The organism is Flagellimonas sp., assembly GCF_965215805.1.
Classification (GTDB): Bacteria; Bacteroidota; Bacteroidia; order Flavobacteriales; family Flavobacteriaceae; genus Flagellimonas.
Genome location: NZ_OZ244124.1, coordinates 2,020,203 through 2,039,087, shown reverse-complemented (window position 1 = coordinate 2,039,087; position 18,885 = coordinate 2,020,203). Strand labels below are relative to the sequence as shown.

Annotated in this window: 14 protein-coding genes and 1 tRNA gene; 7 read left to right on the top strand and 8 right to left on the bottom strand. The window is 43.4% G+C overall.

Features of this window, described 5'->3' with window-relative positions:
- Window positions 1-37: 37 nt before the first annotated feature.
- The 4 genes from nusA to ACOOE0_RS08985 form a co-directional block, all read right to left on the bottom strand.
- The gene (gene nusA, locus ACOOE0_RS09000) at window positions 38-1,270 is read right to left on the bottom strand and encodes a transcription termination factor NusA (protein ID WP_420402134.1); all 1,233 of its coding nucleotides are present in this window, start codon (window positions 1,268-1,270) and stop codon (window positions 38-40) included.
- 13 nt (window positions 1,271-1,283) lie between these two features.
- A complete protein-coding gene (gene rimP, locus ACOOE0_RS08995) occupies window positions 1,284-1,745 on the bottom strand; it encodes a ribosome assembly cofactor RimP (protein WP_420402133.1) in 462 nt (153 codons plus the stop codon).
- Window positions 1,746-1,873: 128 nt separating this feature from the next.
- A complete protein-coding gene (locus ACOOE0_RS08990) occupies window positions 1,874-3,457 on the bottom strand; it encodes a sulfatase family protein (RefSeq protein ID WP_420402132.1) in 1,584 nt (527 codons plus the stop codon).
- Between the two features lie 225 nt (window positions 3,458-3,682).
- Window positions 3,683-3,754 (bottom strand) — tRNA-Gln (locus tag ACOOE0_RS08985).
- 208 nt (window positions 3,755-3,962) lie between these two features.
- Between ACOOE0_RS08985 and ACOOE0_RS08980 the strand changes: the two genes are divergently transcribed.
- On the top strand, window positions 3,963-7,292 hold the full coding sequence (locus ACOOE0_RS08980) for a DUF2723 domain-containing protein (RefSeq protein WP_420402131.1): 3,330 nt from the start codon (window positions 3,963-3,965) through the stop codon (window positions 7,290-7,292).
- Window positions 7,293-7,316: 24 nt separating this feature from the next.
- Here ACOOE0_RS08980 and ACOOE0_RS08975 read toward each other — a convergent pair whose 3' ends face one another.
- From ACOOE0_RS08975 to ACOOE0_RS08965, 3 genes are all read right to left on the bottom strand, one after another.
- Window positions 7,317-7,613 (bottom strand): thioredoxin family protein, encoded by a 297-nt coding sequence (locus ACOOE0_RS08975; RefSeq protein WP_036382448.1) that lies wholly within the window; start codon window positions 7,611-7,613, stop codon window positions 7,317-7,319.
- An 89-nt stretch (window positions 7,614-7,702) separates the two neighbouring features.
- A complete protein-coding gene (locus ACOOE0_RS08970; protein ID WP_420402130.1) occupies window positions 7,703-8,938 on the bottom strand; it encodes a metallophosphoesterase in 1,236 nt (411 codons plus the stop codon).
- 55 nt (window positions 8,939-8,993) lie between these two features.
- Window positions 8,994-9,716, bottom strand: coding sequence for a copper homeostasis protein CutC (locus tag ACOOE0_RS08965; RefSeq protein WP_420402129.1), 723 nt, complete (start codon window positions 9,714-9,716; stop codon window positions 8,994-8,996).
- Window positions 9,717-9,825: 109 nt separating this feature from the next.
- On the opposite strand from ACOOE0_RS08965, the gene ACOOE0_RS08960 reads away from it, so the two are divergent.
- The 4 genes from ACOOE0_RS08960 (at window position 9,826) to ACOOE0_RS08945 (ending at window position 15,780) form a co-directional block, all read left to right on the top strand.
- A complete protein-coding gene (locus tag ACOOE0_RS08960) occupies window positions 9,826-10,818 on the top strand; it encodes an isoaspartyl peptidase/L-asparaginase family protein (RefSeq protein ID WP_420402128.1) in 993 nt (330 codons plus the stop codon).
- A gap of 152 nt (window positions 10,819-10,970) precedes the next feature.
- Window positions 10,971-13,811, top strand: a complete 2,841-nt coding sequence (gene polA, locus ACOOE0_RS08955) for a DNA polymerase I (protein WP_420402127.1) — start codon at window positions 10,971-10,973, stop codon at window positions 13,809-13,811.
- Between the two features lie 13 nt (window positions 13,812-13,824).
- Window positions 13,825-15,360: an arylsulfatase gene (locus ACOOE0_RS08950; protein WP_420402126.1), complete on the top strand. Its 1,536-nt coding sequence runs from the start codon at window positions 13,825-13,827 to the stop codon at window positions 15,358-15,360.
- Window positions 15,361-15,417: 57 nt separating this feature from the next.
- A complete protein-coding gene (locus ACOOE0_RS08945; RefSeq protein WP_420402125.1) occupies window positions 15,418-15,780 on the top strand; it encodes a nuclear transport factor 2 family protein in 363 nt (120 codons plus the stop codon).
- A 29-nt stretch (window positions 15,781-15,809) separates the two neighbouring features.
- Here the strand turns inward: ACOOE0_RS08945 and ACOOE0_RS08940 are convergent, their stop codons facing one another.
- Window positions 15,810-16,262, bottom strand: coding sequence for a MarR family winged helix-turn-helix transcriptional regulator (locus ACOOE0_RS08940; RefSeq protein ID WP_420402124.1), 453 nt, complete (start codon window positions 16,260-16,262; stop codon window positions 15,810-15,812).
- Between the two features lie 188 nt (window positions 16,263-16,450).
- Between ACOOE0_RS08940 and hppD the strand changes: the two genes are divergently transcribed.
- Together hppD and ACOOE0_RS08930 are read left to right on the top strand one after the other, a co-directional pair.
- Window positions 16,451-17,584 (top strand): 4-hydroxyphenylpyruvate dioxygenase, encoded by a 1,134-nt coding sequence (gene hppD, locus ACOOE0_RS08935; RefSeq protein WP_420402123.1) that lies wholly within the window; start codon window positions 16,451-16,453, stop codon window positions 17,582-17,584.
- Between the two features lie 89 nt (window positions 17,585-17,673).
- A complete protein-coding gene (locus tag ACOOE0_RS08930; RefSeq protein WP_420402122.1) occupies window positions 17,674-18,831 on the top strand; it encodes a homogentisate 1,2-dioxygenase in 1,158 nt (385 codons plus the stop codon).
- The last annotated feature ends 54 nt before the right edge of the window (window positions 18,832-18,885 follow it).

Here is an 18,885-nt window from a genome sequence, read left to right as displayed (position 1 = left end):
TTTTTCCTAGCCCTTAAATTTGCTGCTAATATATAGTTTAATCTTCAAATTCCTCCTTAAGAATTCGTACCACTTCAACAACCGTTTCCTCTTCCAAATCTGTACGTTTGATCAAATCGGCTACGTCTTGTTCCAAAACGCTTCGGGCTGTGTCCAATCCAATTTTCTTGAACTCTTCAATCACCCAACCTTCAATTTCATCTGAGAATTCGGTCAACTCTACATCTTCCTCGACACCTTCACGGAATACATCAATCTCATAACCAGTCAATTGACCAGCCAAACGAATATTGTGCCCTCCTCTACCAATTGCCTTGGAAACTTCCTCTGGCTTCAAATAAACCTGGGCCGTTTTCTTCTCATCATTCAACTTAACGGAAGAAACCCTAGCCGGACTCAAGGCCCTTGTTACCATCAATTGGGAATTGTTGGTCCAGTTGATCACGTCAATATTTTCATTGCCCAATTCCCGAACAATTCCATGGATTCTTGAACCTTTCATCCCCACACAAGCTCCAACAGGGTCTATTCTATCATCATAGGAGTCCACCGCAACCTTAGCTTTTTCTCCAGGAATACGCACCGCTTTTTTAATGGTGATCAAGCCGTCAAACACCTCTGGTATCTCTTGGAAGAACAATTGCTCCAAGAATATAGGCGAAGTTCTGGACATGATAATGGCGGGCTTGTTCCCTTTGAGCTCCACACTTTCAATCACTCCTCTTACGTTATCTCCTTTTCGGAAGAAATCCGAAGGAATTTGCTTTTCCTTGGGTAAGATGATCTCATTACCCTCATCATCCAATAAGATGATGGCCTTATGGCGAATGTGGTGCACCTCTGCTGTGTAAATTTCACCTTCCAAGTCTTTAAACTGCTTGTAGATGGTGGTATTATCGTGCTCGTGAATCTTGGAAATCAGGTTTTGGCGCAAGGCCAAGATGGCTCTTCTTCCCAAATCCATTAGCTTCACTTCTTCGGAAACATCTTCACCTACCTCAAAATCGGGCTCAATTTTTCTCGCTTCGGAAAGCGATATTTCCTCATTGGGTTCTTCCACCTCTCCGTCTTCTACAACTATACGGTTTCTCCAAATCTCCAAATCCCCTTTATCAGGGTTGATAATGATATCGAAGTTCTCGTCAGAACCAAATTTCTTCTTCAGGGCATTTCGGAAAACATCTTCCAAAATTGCCATAAGGGTTACCCTATCTATAAACTTATCGTCCTTAAATTCCGAAAAGGATTCGATGAGCGCTAGGTTTTCCATTTTTGAATTACGATTAAAATTTTAAAATAACTTTTGCTTGATGGATATCAGAAAAGGCAATCACCTCTTTCTTCTGAACCGTAACTTTTCCCTTACCCACAGGTTTGGGCTCTCTCGCCTTCCACTCCAGGGTAATATGATCATCATTGGCCTGGGTTAGCGTACCTTCCCATTCGTTGTCGCTGGTCCTGACCTTTAATTTTCTTCCCACATTTTTTCTGAACTGACGCGGTAATTGAAGTGGGGAAGTGGCTCCTGCGGAGGTTACCTCCAAAGAAAAATCCTCTTCTTCCCGATCCAGGTTGTGCTCTATGGCCCTGCTAACGTCCATACAATCCTGAAGATTGACACCCTGATCACCATCCAGTACCACACGGATTGTATTGTCACTTCCTATCGTGAAATCTATCAAAAACAAGGAAGGTCGTTCTTCCAAAGCCTTGCCCAGTAGCTGTTCCACTTTTTCCCTCAACATAAAATCAAGTAATAAAAGAGGGGACTCGAAGTCCCCTCATGAATACAATTATATCCGTTCAGTGGTGCAAAGATACAATAATTTAAGAGTCTGCAAAATTGCGGGCAACAGCCTACTGGGCAATTCCATTAGTTGGCCTCATCCATCCACCATAATTGTTCCCAATTCTTGTCCTCCCCATCATTTTGCTGTGCCAAACCGGGAGTACTCCTACCCTCCTGAATGTATTTGGTCAACAAGGTTTTTAGCTCCTCCACCTTTTCAGGATTTGAAGCTTGTAGATTAGCAGCTTCTGCTGGGTCATTATTAAGATCGTAAAGCTGAATCCTGGGTAAGTCCTCCAAAGCTTCTTTGTTGTTAGGTGTTGGAAAACTCCATCCCCCAGAACCTGGACACATGATCAATTTCCAATTTCCTTTTCGGATGGCAAAGCTTCCATTAATGGAATGATGCACCGTGGCCTCCCTAAAATCCCCTTCAATTGCTTCTTGGGTTAAAAGGGGTAGTATGTTATAGCTGTCCTCTCCTTCGTTATCCTTTAATTGATATCCTGCTATGGCGGCCGAAGTAGCCATAAAGTCAGTAGTACAAATGGTCTGATCCATTATAGAACCCTTTTGCACTTTGGCGGGCCATTTTACGATATAGGGCACCCTATGTCCACCCTCAAAAATGTCGGCTTTATGGCCTCGGTATACATAACTTGGATAATGTCCCTTTTCCGTCATCTCATCAATTTTGGCCGCTGGCGAACACCCATTATCGCTTGTAAACACAATTAAGGTGTTTTCTTCCACACCTGTTTCCTTGATTGCCGCATTCAGTTGTCCCATATAATCATCTACCATCATCATAAAATCCCCATACGGATTAAGCTCACTTTTCCCCTGCCATTCTTCCGTGGGAAGGATAGGTGTATGCGGTGAGGGCAGTGCCAAATACAGGAAGAAGGGTTTTTCCTTATTGGCTTGTTCTTTTACATATTTAATACCTCTTCGAAAAAAGTTCGGGGTCACATCATCATGGATAAAATCTTTGGAAGTGGGCCCTTTTCGCCACCAAGAGTATTTCCCAGTGTTTACCGTGGTGGAATCCGGTACTTGGGTGGCCATTCCATTTTCTACATAAACATAAGGTGCCATATCCAAGGAGCCGCTATGTCCATATGCATAGTCAAATCCAAGATCATTGGGGGTGTTTGTAACAGGCTTGGTGTAATCAATATTGACAAAGGTGGTGTCTTGCCAACCTGTGGTAGGTTCCTGATTTGGATCCTTTAAAGCCCAATCCCATCCCAAATGCCATTTACCAATAAAGGCGGTGTTGTAGCCACTTTGCTTTAAGACAGAGGCCACGGTTGTCCTTGTATTTGGAATCAATGCCTTGGAGGCTCCAATAAGTACGCCTTGTTTTAGTTCGCTTCGCCAATTGTATCTCCCCGTAAGAATCCCATATCGGGTAGGAGTACAAACGGCAGAGGAGGTATGCGCATCCGTGAATCGCATTCCTTCTTGGGCCAGCATGTCCAAATGTGGGGTTTTGATTTTACTGTTTTCATTGAAAGCAGTAATATCCCCGTAGCCTAAATCATCGGCCAAAACGAAAATAATGTTCGGTTTTTGCTCTGGTTTTTTCGGTTCGGTTTTTTCATTGCAACTGAAAAGTATTATCAGTAAAAAAAGGCACAAAAGGAGGTTTGGTTGATTCTTCATTTCCCTAGGTTGGTTTAAGGGATGAATGTACCCAAAATAGGTCAAACAAAAAATCCCAATTTCCTTAGAAATCGGGATTTTATTTAATTTTCCCTTGGCCCACTAGGACTCCCTTCGTCTGCGCTCAGGATAAACCTGTCTGCCGACAGGCAGGCTTCTCGTCCCGCCTCTGCATAAAATAGAAAACCCGACATCCTGAAGACATCGGGTTTGTTTACTATTCTGTTGGCCCACTAGGACTCGAACCTAGAACGACTGGACCAAAACCAGCTGTGTTGCCAATTACACCATGGGCCACTACCAAACTTGCATCGAAATGCAAATTATCAAATACATGTTCCAGTATTTGAGCGTGCAAATTTATAACAAACTTTTGTTTGCACAAATAATTTCAAAAGAATCCGAAGGATTTTTCCAGAGCCATCCATGTTAAAGCTTTTCCAAAATTCGCCAGACGTCTCTACTATATTTACTAAATTCGCCCCAACTGGTTAAGACCATCTTTATGTTTGCAGCAAACTTCAGAAAATGGGATACCATCCTAGGGTGGATTTCCTTCTCCATAGCTTTTATTGTTTACGCCCTTACCATTGAACCTACCGGGAGTTTTTGGGATGCCGGTGAATACATTACCACCTCTGCCAAACTTCAAGTAGGGCATCCGCCTGGTGCACCTCTATTGCAAATGATAGGTGCCTTTTTTGCCATGTTTGCCTTTGGCGACCCTTCCAAGATTGCCCTTATGGTGAATGCCGTATCCGTGGTGTCCAGTGCGTTTGCAGTCCTGTTCACGTTTTGGACCATCACCAACCTAACCCGCAAACTGATTGTAAAGAAGAAGGCCCTTAGCAACAGTAAGGCCATTGCTGTTTTTGGAAGTGGGCTTGTTGGTGCCTTGACCTTTACTTTTTCGGATAGTTTTTGGTTTAACGCCGTGGAGACCGAAGTATATGCCATGGCCAGTCTGATCATGGCCCTTTTGTTGTGGCTGGGACTTAAGTGGGTGGACAACCTTGACGAACCTAGAGGCCATCGTTGGTTATTGCTCATTTGCTTTGTGATCGGTCTTACCTTCGGAATCCAATTCATGGGCTTTTTGGCCATTCCATCCATAGGTTTATTGTTCTATTTCAAGAGGTATAAAGAAACCAACATCAAGAATTTTCTGTTGGCCAATATATCGGTGATTGCCGTATTGATGTTGGTCTACAAATTTTCCCTTACATACGTGCTAAAACTCTTTGGATGGAGTGAAGTGTTTTTCATTAATAGCATTGGGTTGCCATTCAACTCTGGAACCATCATCATGGGACTGCTTTTTGTGGCTGCTTTTTATTTTGCGCTTCGCTATACACGGAAAAATGATTTTCGCACAGGAAACCTCATTGTGCTCTGTTTGATGTTCCTGATTCTAGGGTTTTCATCTTGGTTAATGTTGCCTATTCGGGCCAATGCCAAGACTGTGGTCAACGAAAATGACCCTTCTGATGCCCGTTCGCTGTTGGCCTATTACAACCGGGAACAGTATCCCGGGGTTGAAAGTCCATTTTACGGAGCCTACTATTCAGACACCTTTGCACCTGCTGGGGAAGACAAGGACGACCGCCCAAAATATGAAAAGGATGAAACCTTGGGCAAATATGTGATTGTCAACAATTATAAAGGGGCCATGCAAGGGCCCAATGAAAAGCATGTGGGTCTTTTGCCCAGACTTTGGAGCGACCAGCATGCTGAAAATTACATGCGCTATTTTGGAGTGCTTGACTTTAGGATTAAATCAGAATACATTTCCCGAAATGACCTGAGGGAGGCCGTTTCGCAATTTAAAGCGGCCTATGACCGAGGGGAACTGGATGCCGAGCAATATGTCAGGTTCCTTCGTGAGTTTGGCGAGTACATTGAGGTGGAACCTCCCACTTTAGGGCAAAATATTCAATACATGATTGAATTCCAGTTTGGATACATGTACATGCGCTATTTTATGTGGAATTTTGCAGGTCGACAAAACGATGTCCAAGGGCGATATGACGAAAATGGGAATTGGTTGAGTGGAATAGGTTTTATAGACAGCCTAAGATTGGGAAGTCAGGATAATTTACCTAGTGACTGGAAAAACAACAAAGCCCGAAACACCTATTTCTTCCTGCCCTTGCTTTTAGGGATTATTGGACTGGTCTTCCAGATTTCCAAAAACCCGAAACAGTTTTGGGTGCTGTTTGTCTTTTTCATGTTTACTGGAATAGCCATTCAATTCTATACCAATCCATACATTTTTCAGCCTAGGGAACGGGATTATTCCTTGGTGGGATCGTTCTATGTCTTTAGCATGTGGGTAGGTATGGGCGTCTATGGCCTGTTTGATGAATTCAGAAAGCTCATTTCCGCTAAAATTGCTGCGCCAGCGCTAACCACGATATGTTTGCTTTCTGTTCCACTCTTGATGGCATTTCAAAATTGGGATGATCACGACCGATCAAACCGCTATACAGCCAATTCCACGGCCAAAGCTTATTTGGATTCTTGCCAAGAAGATTCAGGCGCCATTCTCTTTACCATTGGGGACAATGATACCTTCCCGTTGTGGTATGCACAAGAAATTGAAGGCCATAGAACTGATGTACGTATTGTAAACACCAGTTTGTTCGCAACAGATTGGTATATAGATCAAATGAAACGAAAGGCTTATGAAAGTGAGCCCATTCCTTCGCAGCTTACCCATGATAAATACCGATATGGTTCAAGGGATGCTGTCTATTATCAAGCCATTACCGATAGCAGATGGGATATCAAGGATTTTGTGAACTGGATTGACAGCGACAAGCCACAGAACAAATACCGCTATTTATTGGAAAAACAGGGTGTGGATATCAGCGAAATTCCAGAGGGTACGCTAAACGTTATTTACTATCCCACCAATAAAATCCGTATTCCCGTCAATAAGCAAAATGTATTGGAGAGCGGATTGGTTAAGCCAGAGGATGCCGACCAGATATTGGATTATATTGATATTGATCTGCCTCAAGGGGCTTTACCCAAAAACCGCATTCTAATGTTGGATTTGATTGCCAACAATGATTGGAAACGACCCATTTACTTTTCAGGGGGAAGTTTTGATAGAGCGGAATACATCTGGATGAAAGATTATCTTCAGTTGGATGGTTTGATTTATAAATTGGTACCCATCAAGACAAAAAATGAAAGCTCTTTTGAAATGGGTAGAATTGACTCCGATCTTATGTACGACATTGTCAAAAAATGGGATTGGGGAAATTCCGGGGATACGGAAATCTATCATGACCCTCAAACCCGTTCCCAAGGACTGTCCTTTAGAAGCAATCTGGCGCGTTTAATGGAGAAATTATTGGAAGAGGGAAAAGTGGATAAGGCAAAGGACATCATTGATATCGCTATAACCAATATGCCGGTTGAAGAGTTTGGGTTTTACGCCTTTGTGGAACCTTATGTGGATGGATATTATAAAGTAGGCGAAACCGAGAAGGCCCACGCTCTTTTTGAAAAACTTAAAAAGGTGTATCAAGAGCGCTTGGAATACTATTCTGCGGTACCGTTGGATGAGCAGTACGACAGGATTGATGATATTTTAGCCGACATGCAGGCTTACCGAAGAAACATCGATATCCTGATTGAAAACCAAGATCGCGAGAAGGCCGAATCAGAGACCGTAATATTCAATGAATACATTGATAAGTTTTCTCAGTTTGTAGGGGACGATGAGGAAATGTTTGAAGAACCCACACCTGATCCAGATATGAGGGATTCCATTCCATTGGATACGATTGAATCAGTTCAGGACTCTTCGGAAAGCTTGGAATAAAAAAGCGAGGTTAAACCTTGCGCTTTAAATATATTCATTTAAGATCCCAATCAGTGTATTGGCATCTTGCTCTCCACTTTGTCGCCATACCATTTCACCCTTTTTGTAGATCATAAGGGTAGGTAAACCTTTGATTCGAAGCGCCTGCGATAGCTCCTTGTTTTTATCAACATCAATCTTAATCACTTTGCCCTTATCACCCAAAGCCGCAGCAACATCCCGCAGCACCGGGTGCATAGAAGTGGATTGTTCGTTCCATTCCGCATAAAAGTCCAATAACACTGGTACTTTTAAATCGATAAGTTCGCCGAATTTTGACATGTATTATCTGGGTTTACCAACCAAAAGTAAGAAAATTTGTTAAAATCTTGACGAAGCCCTTATATAACCGAGAAAAGACAACGTTAATTTCACGTTAAACCTTTCTTTTTTAAGGTAATCACAGTAATCTCCGGCCAGATACCCACACGCCCAGGATAACCAATAAATCCAAACCCTCGGTTCACGTTTATAAATTGATTGAGTTCTTCGTATACCCCAGCCCAATACTTGTATCGCCATTTTACGGGACTCCATTTTACCCATCCTGGTATCTCAACCCCAAACTGCATTCCGTGCGTATGTCCACTAAGGGTCAAATGAAAATGATAATCGTCATGAATCACCACATCTTCCCAATGCGAGGGGTCATGGCTCATCAAAATTTTAAAGTCATCCTTGGACACACCGGCCTTGGCTTTTTCCAAATCACCTGCTTTTTTAAATCCGCCCCTACCCCAGTTCTCAACACCAAGAAGAGCAATGCGTTGGCCATCCTTTTCCAAATAGCGATGCGTATCCAAAAGCAGGTCAAAGCCCATCTCTTTTTGAAGGTCTTTTAAATCCTGAAGATTTTGGGCCTTTGCCTCATCCGAAGGCCATTCCGTGTAATCTCCATAATCATGGTTCCCCAAAATGGAATACTTGCCGTCTTTTGCCTCCAATGTAGAAAAAAGGTCTGCCCAAGGTTCCATCTCTACCGCCTTATCGTTGACCATGTCCCCTGTAAAGAGAATCACGTCACTTTGTTGCTTATTGATGAGGTCAATACCATAGGCCACCTTGTTTCGGTTATCAAAACTCCCGCTATGCACATCGGAGATTTGCGTTATCTGATAGCCATCAAAGGCGTCAGGAAGATCATCAAATTCCATTACATAAGTGAGCACCTTATAATTGTATTTGCCCCTATACATTCCATATAGCAAAGCACCAAATGGCAAGGCTGCAATACCCAAGCCAATCGCACTTATAAACTTTCTTCGGGATGGAAAAAACTTGGCCTGTGGTTCTGTCAATCCCGCAATTTTGTTATATCCAAAGACAAAAAGTCGCACCACATCCTCCAATAAGAGAATGATTCCCAAAACAAGACCCAGCATCAGAAACGAAAAGAAAATTCCACCTGCGGTTGCTATCTGACCGCGAACCCCATCCCCAGGGGTGTAATTGAGCACCCTTATGATAAAATTGAGCAAGGCCGCTAAAAAAAGTACACCATAGAGAATTTGAATCCAGGTACTCTTAAAAAGGGTCTTAAAGCCTTGAAAACCATAAATGGCCAGTACTATATAGACAATGGATAAAATGATTAGAAACCTTGGCATGCAAACTTTTTTATAAAGATATTTCTTTCCTTAACGAACAATTGGCTTTTTGCGTTTATTTAACGCGCCGTACAATCTGACGAACGGTTTCCAAATTTGTTACGGCCACTTGATTTTCTCTAAGATGGGTATTGGAATTCATCGAAATTTTGCTTTCCATCGCAATGGTGTTTCCAAAAGAGGTTCCGGACAAATGAATGGCTGTTAAACCTGCTGACTTAAACTGCTCCGCATTCTCCAATTTAATCCCGCCTCCTGCCATAACGTTTACCTCCTTGGAAATGGAATTCAGCTCTTTTAAAAGTCCCAACCCTGCTTCGGAGGAGTTTTCTTGACCTGAAGTCAATAAATAATCCACTCCCATAGCCCCCAATTGCTCGAAGGATTTTTGGGGGTCAGGCACCCAATCAAAGGCGCGGTGAAATGTGAATCGCATGGGCCTTGAGATATTGATCAGTTCTTGGGTACGATCAACATCCAGTTCAAAATCTGGATGCAAAACCCCTGAAACAATACCTTCTACACCATAGTCCTTGCATATTTCTATATCCTGGATCATGGTCTTGAATTCCCCATCGGTATACGTAAAATGACCTCCACGGGGTCTAATAAGCACGTGCACCGGGATTTTCAAGGCTTTTTTCACCAATGCAATCAGTCCGGCGGAAGGGGTGATTCCCCCTACCCCCAACTCGGAACAAAGTTCAATTCTATCTGCCCCAGCTTCTTGGGCATTCAGTGCAGATTCCAGTGAATTGGCGCAAACTTCTACCAGCATATTCCTATATTTATGAACTCAAAATAACAACAAAAATAGTGACTTCCGATGATGCAAAATTCGGAACGGGAAAAGCATCAGGAACAAACCATCCAAACCTTTACTATCCATGCAAAGAAGAAAGTTTCTAAAAAAATCCAGCTTGACCACGGCGGGATTATTGTCCGCCCCTGTTTTGGCTTCTTGTAAAACCGAAACCGTAAAGGCACCCGTTTTATCCGAAACCCAAGCCATAAAACCCATAGTTATTTGCACTTGGAACTTTCAAAATGCCTCTGCAAAGGCTTGGGAAGTATTGAGCAATTCGGGCAGCTCCCTTGATGCCGTGGAAGCGGGAGTCAAAGTGGAAGAAGCTGATACCAGTAATCAAACCGTGGGCGTAGGGGGAAGACCTGATCGTGAAGGCCGGGTTACTTTGGATGCTTGCATTATGGACAAAGACGCCAATTGCGGTGCAGTCTTATGCATGGAAAACATAGCCCACCCTATTTCTGTAGCCAGAAAGGTCATGGAGGAAACACCCCATGTAATGTTGGCTGGATTGGGTGCCGAACTTTTTGCGTATGAACAGGGGTTTGAAAAAAGCAACCTGCTCACCGAGCAATCCAAAAAAGAATGGGAGGAATGGAAAAAAACTTCCAAGTACGAGACCATTATCAATATTGAAAATCACGATACCATTGGGATGTTGGCCATTGATGAAAATGGGGATATTGCCGGAGCCTGCACCACAAGTGGAATGGGCTACAAAATGGCTGGCCGTGTAGGGGACTCGCCTATTATTGGGGCCGGATTATTTGTGGACAATGAAGTTGGAGGAGCCACAGCAACCGGAGTTGGAGAGGAAGTAGTACGGACCGTGGGCAGTTTTCTGATTGTGGAATTCATGCGTCAAGGAAAATCGCCACAAGAAGCTTGTGAGGAAGGGGTTAAACGCATTATGAAAAAAAACGAAGGTCGAAAGGATTTCCAGATTGGCTTTATCGCAGTGAACAAAAAGGGGGAAACAGGGGGTTACTGCGTACATCCTGGATTCACCTATCGGGAATTTTCCGACAAAGGACATGAAAATAAGCAGGTCGAGAGCTTTTATCAAGGTTAGTCAGGAGATGTTGGACCGCTTCGCTTCTGGATGCAAGACTTCTTGGCTCTTGTTTCTTGATTCCAACTTCTTTTTCTACCTTTAAAAACTGTGCGATTACAATGGTGAATACAAGCTTCGCATTTTTAATTTCATATAGCTAACCCAACACTATGTCCGATCAGAAAAGACTCTTCCTTCTGGATGCCTACGCCCTTATTTTCAGGGGATATTATGCCTTGCTAAAAAACCCTAGGATAAACTCCAAAGGCATGGATACTTCAGCCATTATGGGGTTTGTGAATTCCCTTTTTGATGTGATCAAACGAGAAAAGCCGGACCATTTGGCCGTTTGCTTTGATAAAGGGGGCAGTGTGGAACGCACCGAGCTCTTTGAAGATTATAAAGCCAATCGTGATGAGACACCCGACGCGATACGTATAGCGGTTCCCTACATCCAGGATATTTTAAGAGCCATGAACATTCCCGTGGTGGTCTTGGAAGGCTATGAGGCAGATGATATAATCGGCACCTTGGCAAAACAGGCCGAAAAAGAGGACTACAAAGTTTTTATGGTTACCCCAGATAAGGATTTCGGACAATTGGTCTCTGAGAACATCTTCATGTATCGCCCAGCCCGAATGGGTAACGGAATTGAAATTTGGGGCATTCCAGAGGTGCAAAAACGCTTTGGAGTGCAACGTCCTGAACAGGTAATCGATTATTTGGGAATGATGGGTGATGCCAGTGACAATATTCCAGGCCTACCTGGAGTTGGCGATAAAACTGCGAAGAAATTCCTGGCCGAATATGATTCTTTGGAAGGACTTTTGGCCAATACAGACCAGCTCAAAGGAAAAATGAAGGAGAAAGTGGAAGCTAATGCCGAATTGGGCCGATTGTCGCGAAAGCTGGCCGAGATTAAAACGGATTGTGATGTCACCTTCAATGCAGACGATTACGAAATGTCTGAACCCGACGGAAACAAAGTGCAACAGATTTTTGATGAGCTAGAGTTCCGAAGACTAAAAGAGCAATTCATTAAGATATTTTCTGGTGAAGCTGAGGCCCCGGCTTCAGCAGCGCCTACCCAAGGAAAGCCCGCCACTCCCAAACCGCAAGCTGCAGGAAGTGGCCAATTTAGTTTGTTTGGTGCCGATCCCAGTGCGGCTCCGGCCACCATCAAGGATGCCAACAGTAGAAATACAGTATCAGATGTTTCTCATTTGTACCAAAGCATCGTTCCCGGTCTTGGCCTTCAGATATTTATGGAGAAGCTAATGCAACAGACTTCGGTTTGTTTTGATACGGAAACCACCTCCCTCAATCCATTGGAGGCAGAACTTGTGGGAATCGCGTTTAGCTGGGAGGCCAAGAAAGGCTTTTATGTACCAATTCCTGAGGAGCGGGAAAAAGCCATGGAAATTTTGGAAACTCTACGGCCATTTTTCGAATCCGAGGCCATAGAAAAGGTAGGGCAAAACCTAAAATACGACATCAAAGTGATGAAAAATTATGGGATTGAGGTCAAAGGAAAACTCTTTGATACCATGCTGGCCCATTACCTCATCAATCCAGATATGCGTCACAATATGGATGTTTTGGCCGAGACCTACCTCAACTATACCCCAGTTTCCATTACAGAACTTATTGGCAAAAAAGGAAAAAACCAATTGAGTATGCGTCAGGTGCCTTTGGATAAGCAAACGGAGTATGCCTCCGAAGATGCAGATATCACCCTTCAACTGGCGGAACATTTCAGACCCGAATTGGCAGAAGCAAAAACCGACGAGCTTTTCAAAAATATTGAAGTTCCACTGCTCAGGGTTCTAGCTGATATGGAAACCGAGGGCATCAATCTGGACAAAGGTTTTCTCAACAACCTATCCGGAGAACTGGACAAGGATATCAAATCCCTGGAACAAAAAATCTATGAAGCAGCGGGTGAACAATTCAATATAGCATCTCCAAAACAGTTAGGTGAAATCCTGTTTGAAAAAATGAAATTGGTGGACAAGCCCAAGAAAACCAAAACGGGTCAGTATTCCACAGCGGAAGACGTGCTTTCTTATTTGGCCAAAGACCATGAAATCATCCAAAACGTTTTGGATTTTAGAGGTCTAACCAAACTTAAAAGCACTTATGTGGATGCTTTGCCCAATGAAGTTCAGCAACACAGCGGTAGAGTCCATACCGATTATATGCAAACCGTCGCGGCTACAGGCCGTTTGAGCAGTAACAATCCCAATCTGCAGAACATCCCTATCCGAACAGAGCGGGGAAGACAGGTTAGAAAAGCCTTTATCCCAAGGGATGAAAACTACACCCTTCTTGCTGCGGATTACTCCCAGATAGAGCTCCGCATCATTGCGGCTTTGAGTGAGGAGGACACCATGATAGAAGCTTTTAAGAATGGAGAAGATATCCATGCCTCCACGGCTTCCAGAGTTTTCAATGTCCCTATTGAAGAGGTAACCCGGGAACAGCGGGGCAATGCCAAAACTGTCAACTTCGGAATCATTTATGGGGTTTCGGCATTTGGCTTAAGCAATCAAACAGATCTCAGCCGAACCGAAGCCAAAGAGCTTATTGAGACCTATTACAAAACCTATCCGAAACTTCGGAATTACATGGGAGACCAGGTGGACTTTGCTCGCGACAACGGCTATGTCCAAACCGTGTTGGGGCGACGAAGGTATTTGAAGGACATCAACGCGGGGAACCAAGTAGTAAGGGGGGCAGCGGAACGAAACGCAGTGAACGCACCCATTCAAGGGAGCGCCGCCGACATCATCAAAATTGCCATGATCAACATCCACAAAAAACTCACCGAAGGTGGGTTTAAAACCAAGATGTTATTACAGGTTCACGATGAATTGGTTTTTGATGCCTATAACCCTGAGCTGGAAGAAGTCAAAAAATTAATCAAAACCGAAATGGAAAATGCCTATGAACTGGCCGTTCCGCTTGACGTAGAAATGGGTCTTGGGGACAACTGGCTGGAGGCGCATTAATCCAATATTTAACATGTCAAGAATCCCACAGATTGCATTATTCGTTCTAGTCACCTTTTGCTTGGTTCCAGAACTTAAAGCCCAACAGTCCGTTAAAAAACCCAACATTATCTATTTTCTGGCTGATGACTTGGGCTATGGTGAAGTTGGCGTTTATGGACAGGAAAAAATCAAAACCCCGCATATTGATGCCTTGGCCAAAGAGGGCATGCTTTTTACGCAGCACTATTCCGGAGCACCCGTATGTGCTCCTGCCCGTTACATTTTGATGACCGGCAAACATGCGGGCCATGCATACATCCGAGGAAATGATGAATGGCGGGAACGAGGAGAGGTTTGGGATTACAAAAAAGCGTTTACCAATATCAAACTGGAAGGACAACGTCCCATTCCCGGAAACACGATTACCTTGGCCAAAAAACTAAAAGAGGCTGATTATGTCACCGGGGTGTTTGGCAAATGGGGGCTTGGAGCTCCTGAAACTGAAGGGGTTCCCACCAAACAGGGGTTTGATTCCTTTTATGGATACAACTGCCAAAGACAGGCACACAACCTTTATCCCAGCCATTTATGGGAAAATGAGACAAAAGTTTATTTAAACAACGAACTTATTGCTCCCCATGCCAAGCTGGATGCTTCTGCAGACCCCAAGGACGAATCCAATTATGAAATGTATTATCAAACAGATTATGCCCCTGAATTGATCCACAAAAAGGCACTTTCATTTATAGAGCAGAACCAGGACAACAATTTCTTTCTTTATTACGCTTCTCCCCTTCCCCATCTACCTTTACAGATTCCGAAAAAATACGCTGCTCCGTACAGAGAGCAGATTGGCGATGAAGAGCCATATGTTGGGAATAAAGGCTATTTCCCCAATCCCTATCCTCGGGCAAGCTATGCGGCCATGATTACTATGTTGGACCAGCAGTTGGGAGAACTGGTTGCCAAACTGAAGGAATTAGGACTCTACGAAAACACTTTAATTATGTTTTGCAGCGACAACGGCCCTACCTATACAGGAGGTGCTGATTTTGAGTATTTCGAAAGCTCAAAACCTTTTACCAATGGCGAGGGAAGAACCAAAGGCCACGTCTATGAAGGGGGTATCCGTGTTCCGTTTGTGGCCAGCTGGCCTGGGCAGATCAAGGCAGGGAGTGTGTCCGATCATATTTCCGTTTTCTATGATGTACTGCCCACACTTTGCGACATAGTGGATGTTCCACTTCCCCAAAATGTGGATGGAGTTAGTTTTAAACCAACGCTCTTGGGTTCCAAACAGCAAGAACATGATTTTCTTTATTGGGAATTTCCTAGCTACAAAGGGCAGCAAGCTGTTAGAATGGGCAAATGGAAAGCCGTTCGGAAAAACATTTTTGAAGGCAATCTTAAAATAGAGCTCTATGATTTGGAGCACGACTTGAAAGAAGCAAACGATTTAGCGGACCAATATCCAGAGGTTGTGGAAAAAATAGCACGAATCATGGAACAGGAACATGAGCCAGCGGTTAATGATCGCTTTAAGTTCGCAGAACTGGGTGATAAATAAGCTCTAACCTGTCTCAAACTGTGTAGCAAGGTATTTAATTCATAAATCCATACAATTATGGAATCCAAAGCATTGGCAAAAGAGTGGTTTCGACTTTGGGAAACAGGTGAGTTTGAGGATTTACCTATTTCCGATGATTTTGAACACACCAGTCCCTATGGGATCATTGAGGGAAAAACGGCATATCTGGATTTGGTAAAGGCCAACAAGGACAAATTCTTGGGGCATACGTTTGAAATTCATGACATGATTTCGAATTCAAACAAAGTATGTATCCGATACACGGCCATAAAAGAAGCATTTAGGTTAGAGGTCACGGAGTGGCATTATACCAGGAACAACCTTATCTCTGAGATAGTGGCCTACTATAATATTGAGGGCGAGATCAACGAGGACAGAAAACTATCCATGCCTAAGTGAATTCAGCTGAAGAAACAAAGCCACCTTAACTACACCTCGTTGGAGTAGTAATTGTAACCAATCTGCACCAGAACCTTTAGGAAAATTTCAAAGTCCTCATTGTCCAAATCCTTGATTGCCAGTTTACGAAGGTTTACTGCATGGGGCAACACCAATTTAATGACCTTCTTTCCCTTTCTGGTGAGTTCCAATTTGAAGCGTTTTTGATCCCCATCAAATCGGGTTTTACTTATCCAACCTTTTTTCTCCAGTTTTCCAATGACTCTTGAGGTTGTAGCACGATTTCGAAAGTTGGAACGTACAATATCCCTTTGGGAAGCCGTCTTGCCCAATTCGGATATGCGGTGTAGGATTACCCACTGCTCAATGGTCAAATCCACTCCAAGTTCCTCGAACTTCTTGAGATAAGCCTCCTGAATCCTTCTCAGAACCAAGTCCAAATGAAGCCCAATACCCGATATTTCATCAATTTGATTCAGCATTCACTACGTATGTTTTCGTCCATCACCTTTTTGAAAATCACCTTACTAATGTATCCATTTTCACCCATCAGGTAAAACCCTTGTCAATTTTAACAAAAATTATGCTTCCAATCCCAAAAGATCAATTCAAATTTCATATTTTTGTTGCATTAACAACAATTTTTATCTCACATCAAAATATAACACCTATGGAAACTACTGCAATCCCTAAAATTCATGACTCTGCTCAGGATTTTATGCCTATCAACGGCACCGATTACATTGAACTTTATGTGGGCAATTCCAAACAAGCGGCCCATTTCTACAAGACCGCTTTTGGTTTTCAGTCATATGCCTATGCAGGTTTGGAAACGGGACTTACCGATCGCGAAAGTTATGTGGTAATCCAAGACAAGATTCGCTTGGTGCTTACCTCTCCCCTTAAAAGCGGAACAGATATCGGTAGACATATTGATCAACACGGAGATGGCATCAAGGTGGTTGCCCTATGGGTAGATGATGCCACTTATGCCTACAACACGGCCATGGAAAGAGGGGCCAAGTCGTATATGGAACCAGAAGTGATGGAAGATGAAACGGGCAAGATCGTACGCTCCGGAATCTACACTTACGGGGAGACCGTCCATATTTTTGTGGAGCGGAAGGATTACGAAGGCACTTTTATGCCCGGATACAAGAAATGGGAAACCCCTGACTACAATCCAGAACCCACTGGCTTAAAATTTGTTGACCATATGGTGGGCAATGTAGGATGGAACAAAATGGACTATTGGGTAGAGTTCTATGAAAAAGTAATGGGCTTTGTGAATATTCTATCCTTTGACGACAACGATATTTCCACAGAATATACTGCCTTGATGAGCAAGGTAATGAGCAACGGCAATGGACGCATCAAGTTCCCCATCAACGAGCCTGCCGAGGGTAAAAAGAAATCCCAAGTTGAGGAATACCTTGATTTTTATGAGGGCGAAGGCGTGCAGCATATTGCGGTGGCCACAGACGATATTATTACCACAGTACGTCAATTGAGAAGCCGCGGGGTCGAATTTCTTCGCGTCCCTGACACTTACTACGATGCCGTTACCGATCGCGTGGGAAAAATTGATGAGGACATTGCTCCGCTAAAAGAACTTGGCATCCTAGTAGATCGCGATGATGAGGGGTATTTGCTACAGATTTTTACCCGTCCTGTGGAGCCAAGACCTACCATGTTCTTCGAAATCATCCAAAGAAAGGGTGCACAATCGTTTGGAAAAGGTAACTTTAAGGCACTGTTCGAAGCCATTGAACGCGAACAAGAAGTAAGAGGTACTTTGCATTAATTAGGTTAAGAGTGCTGAGTTATGGGTTAAGGTACATAGTTGTTTACTTAAGCTCATAACTCGTTACTCCCAACTCAAAATTAAAATCCATGCCGATTTATCACAAACTTGGAAGAATTCCACAGAAAAGGCATACCCAATTCACCAAGCCGGACGGAAGTCTTTATTATGAGCAATTGTTTGGCACCATTGGTTTTGATGGGATGTCTTCCTTAATCTATCATGAGCATAGGCCTACACAGGTATCTGCCATTGGTGATTCTATTGATGTAAATCCAAAAATAGCCGTGAGCCACAACATTGCTTCCCGTAAACTAATTGGGTTCGATGTAAAGCCAAAAGATGATTTTTTGGATGCTCGGGAACCACTTTTGGTCAACAGCGACGTTCATATTGGATTGGCAGCTCCAAAAAAATCCCTCACCGAGTATTTCTATAAAAACTCGGATGCAGATGAAATGCTGTTTATCCACAAAGGCACTGGAACTTTGCGAACGTTTTTGGGCAATATTCCATTCGAATATGGGGACTACCTGATCATTCCCAGAGGGATGATCTATCAAATAGAATTTGATTCAGAAGACAACCGCATTTTATATGCCGAATCCTTCCACCCTATTTACACCCCAAAAAGGTATCGTAACTGGTTTGGACAACTATTGGAGCATTCCCCTTTCTGCGAACGGGATTATAAACTACCACAGGACCTGGAAACCTATGATGAAAAAGGTGAGTTTGTCATCAAGGTAAAAAAACAGGGCATGCTGCACAGTTTGGTATACAACACCCACCCTTTTGATGTAGTGGGCTGGGATGGATATAATTTCCCCTATGGGTTTTCCATTCACAATTTTGAGCCTATTACGGGGCGCGTGCACCAACCGCCACCTGTGCACCAAACTTTTGAAACAGGAGCCTTTGTCATCTGCTCGTTCTGTCCGCGATTGTACGACTATCACCCAAAAGCCATTCCAGCACCTTATAATCATTCCAACATAGACTCCGATGAAGTGCTGTACTATGTGGATGGGGATTTTATGAGTAGAACAGGGATTGGACCAGGATATATTTCCTTGCACCCAGCTGGAATTCCACATGGACCACATCCTGGCACCTATGAAGCTAGTATTGGCAAAAAGGGCACGGAAGAGCTTGCCGTGATGATAGATACTTTTAAACCACTACAAGTCACCGAGAATGCACTTAAGATTGACGATGGCAGTTATTACAAATCTTGGGTGGAGTAATTATCCTCCATTATCATTCCTGCGAAGGCAGGAATCCATAATTAATGATTAACA

Excerpts from the sequence above, each read along its gene's own strand:
- nusA (WP_420402134.1), bottom strand. The coding sequence starts at position 1,270 with ATGGAAAACCTAGCGCTCATCGAATCCTTTTCGGAATTTAAGGACGAT.
- rimP (WP_420402133.1), bottom strand. The coding sequence starts at position 1,745 with ATGTTGAGGGAAAAAGTGGAACAGCTACTGGGCAAGGCTTTGGAAGAA.
- ACOOE0_RS08990 (WP_420402132.1), bottom strand. The coding sequence starts at position 3,457 with ATGAAGAATCAACCAAACCTCCTTTTGTGCCTTTTTTTACTGATAATA.
- ACOOE0_RS08980 (WP_420402131.1), top strand. The coding sequence starts at position 3,963 with ATGTTTGCAGCAAACTTCAGAAAATGGGATACCATCCTAGGGTGGATT.
- ACOOE0_RS08975 (WP_036382448.1), bottom strand. The coding sequence starts at position 7,613 with ATGTCAAAATTCGGCGAACTTATCGATTTAAAAGTACCAGTGTTATTG.
- ACOOE0_RS08970 (WP_420402130.1), bottom strand. The coding sequence starts at position 8,938 with ATGCCAAGGTTTCTAATCATTTTATCCATTGTCTATATAGTACTGGCC.
- ACOOE0_RS08965 (WP_420402129.1), bottom strand. The coding sequence starts at position 9,716 with ATGCTGGTAGAAGTTTGCGCCAATTCACTGGAATCTGCACTGAATGCC.
- ACOOE0_RS08960 (WP_420402128.1), top strand. The coding sequence starts at position 9,826 with ATGCAAAGAAGAAAGTTTCTAAAAAAATCCAGCTTGACCACGGCGGGA.
- polA (WP_420402127.1), top strand. The coding sequence starts at position 10,971 with ATGTCCGATCAGAAAAGACTCTTCCTTCTGGATGCCTACGCCCTTATT.
- ACOOE0_RS08950 (WP_420402126.1), top strand. The coding sequence starts at position 13,825 with ATGTCAAGAATCCCACAGATTGCATTATTCGTTCTAGTCACCTTTTGC.
- ACOOE0_RS08945 (WP_420402125.1), top strand. The coding sequence starts at position 15,418 with ATGGAATCCAAAGCATTGGCAAAAGAGTGGTTTCGACTTTGGGAAACA.
- ACOOE0_RS08940 (WP_420402124.1), bottom strand. The coding sequence starts at position 16,262 with ATGCTGAATCAAATTGATGAAATATCGGGTATTGGGCTTCATTTGGAC.
- hppD (WP_420402123.1), top strand. The coding sequence starts at position 16,451 with ATGGAAACTACTGCAATCCCTAAAATTCATGACTCTGCTCAGGATTTT.
- ACOOE0_RS08930 (WP_420402122.1), top strand. The coding sequence starts at position 17,674 with ATGCCGATTTATCACAAACTTGGAAGAATTCCACAGAAAAGGCATACC.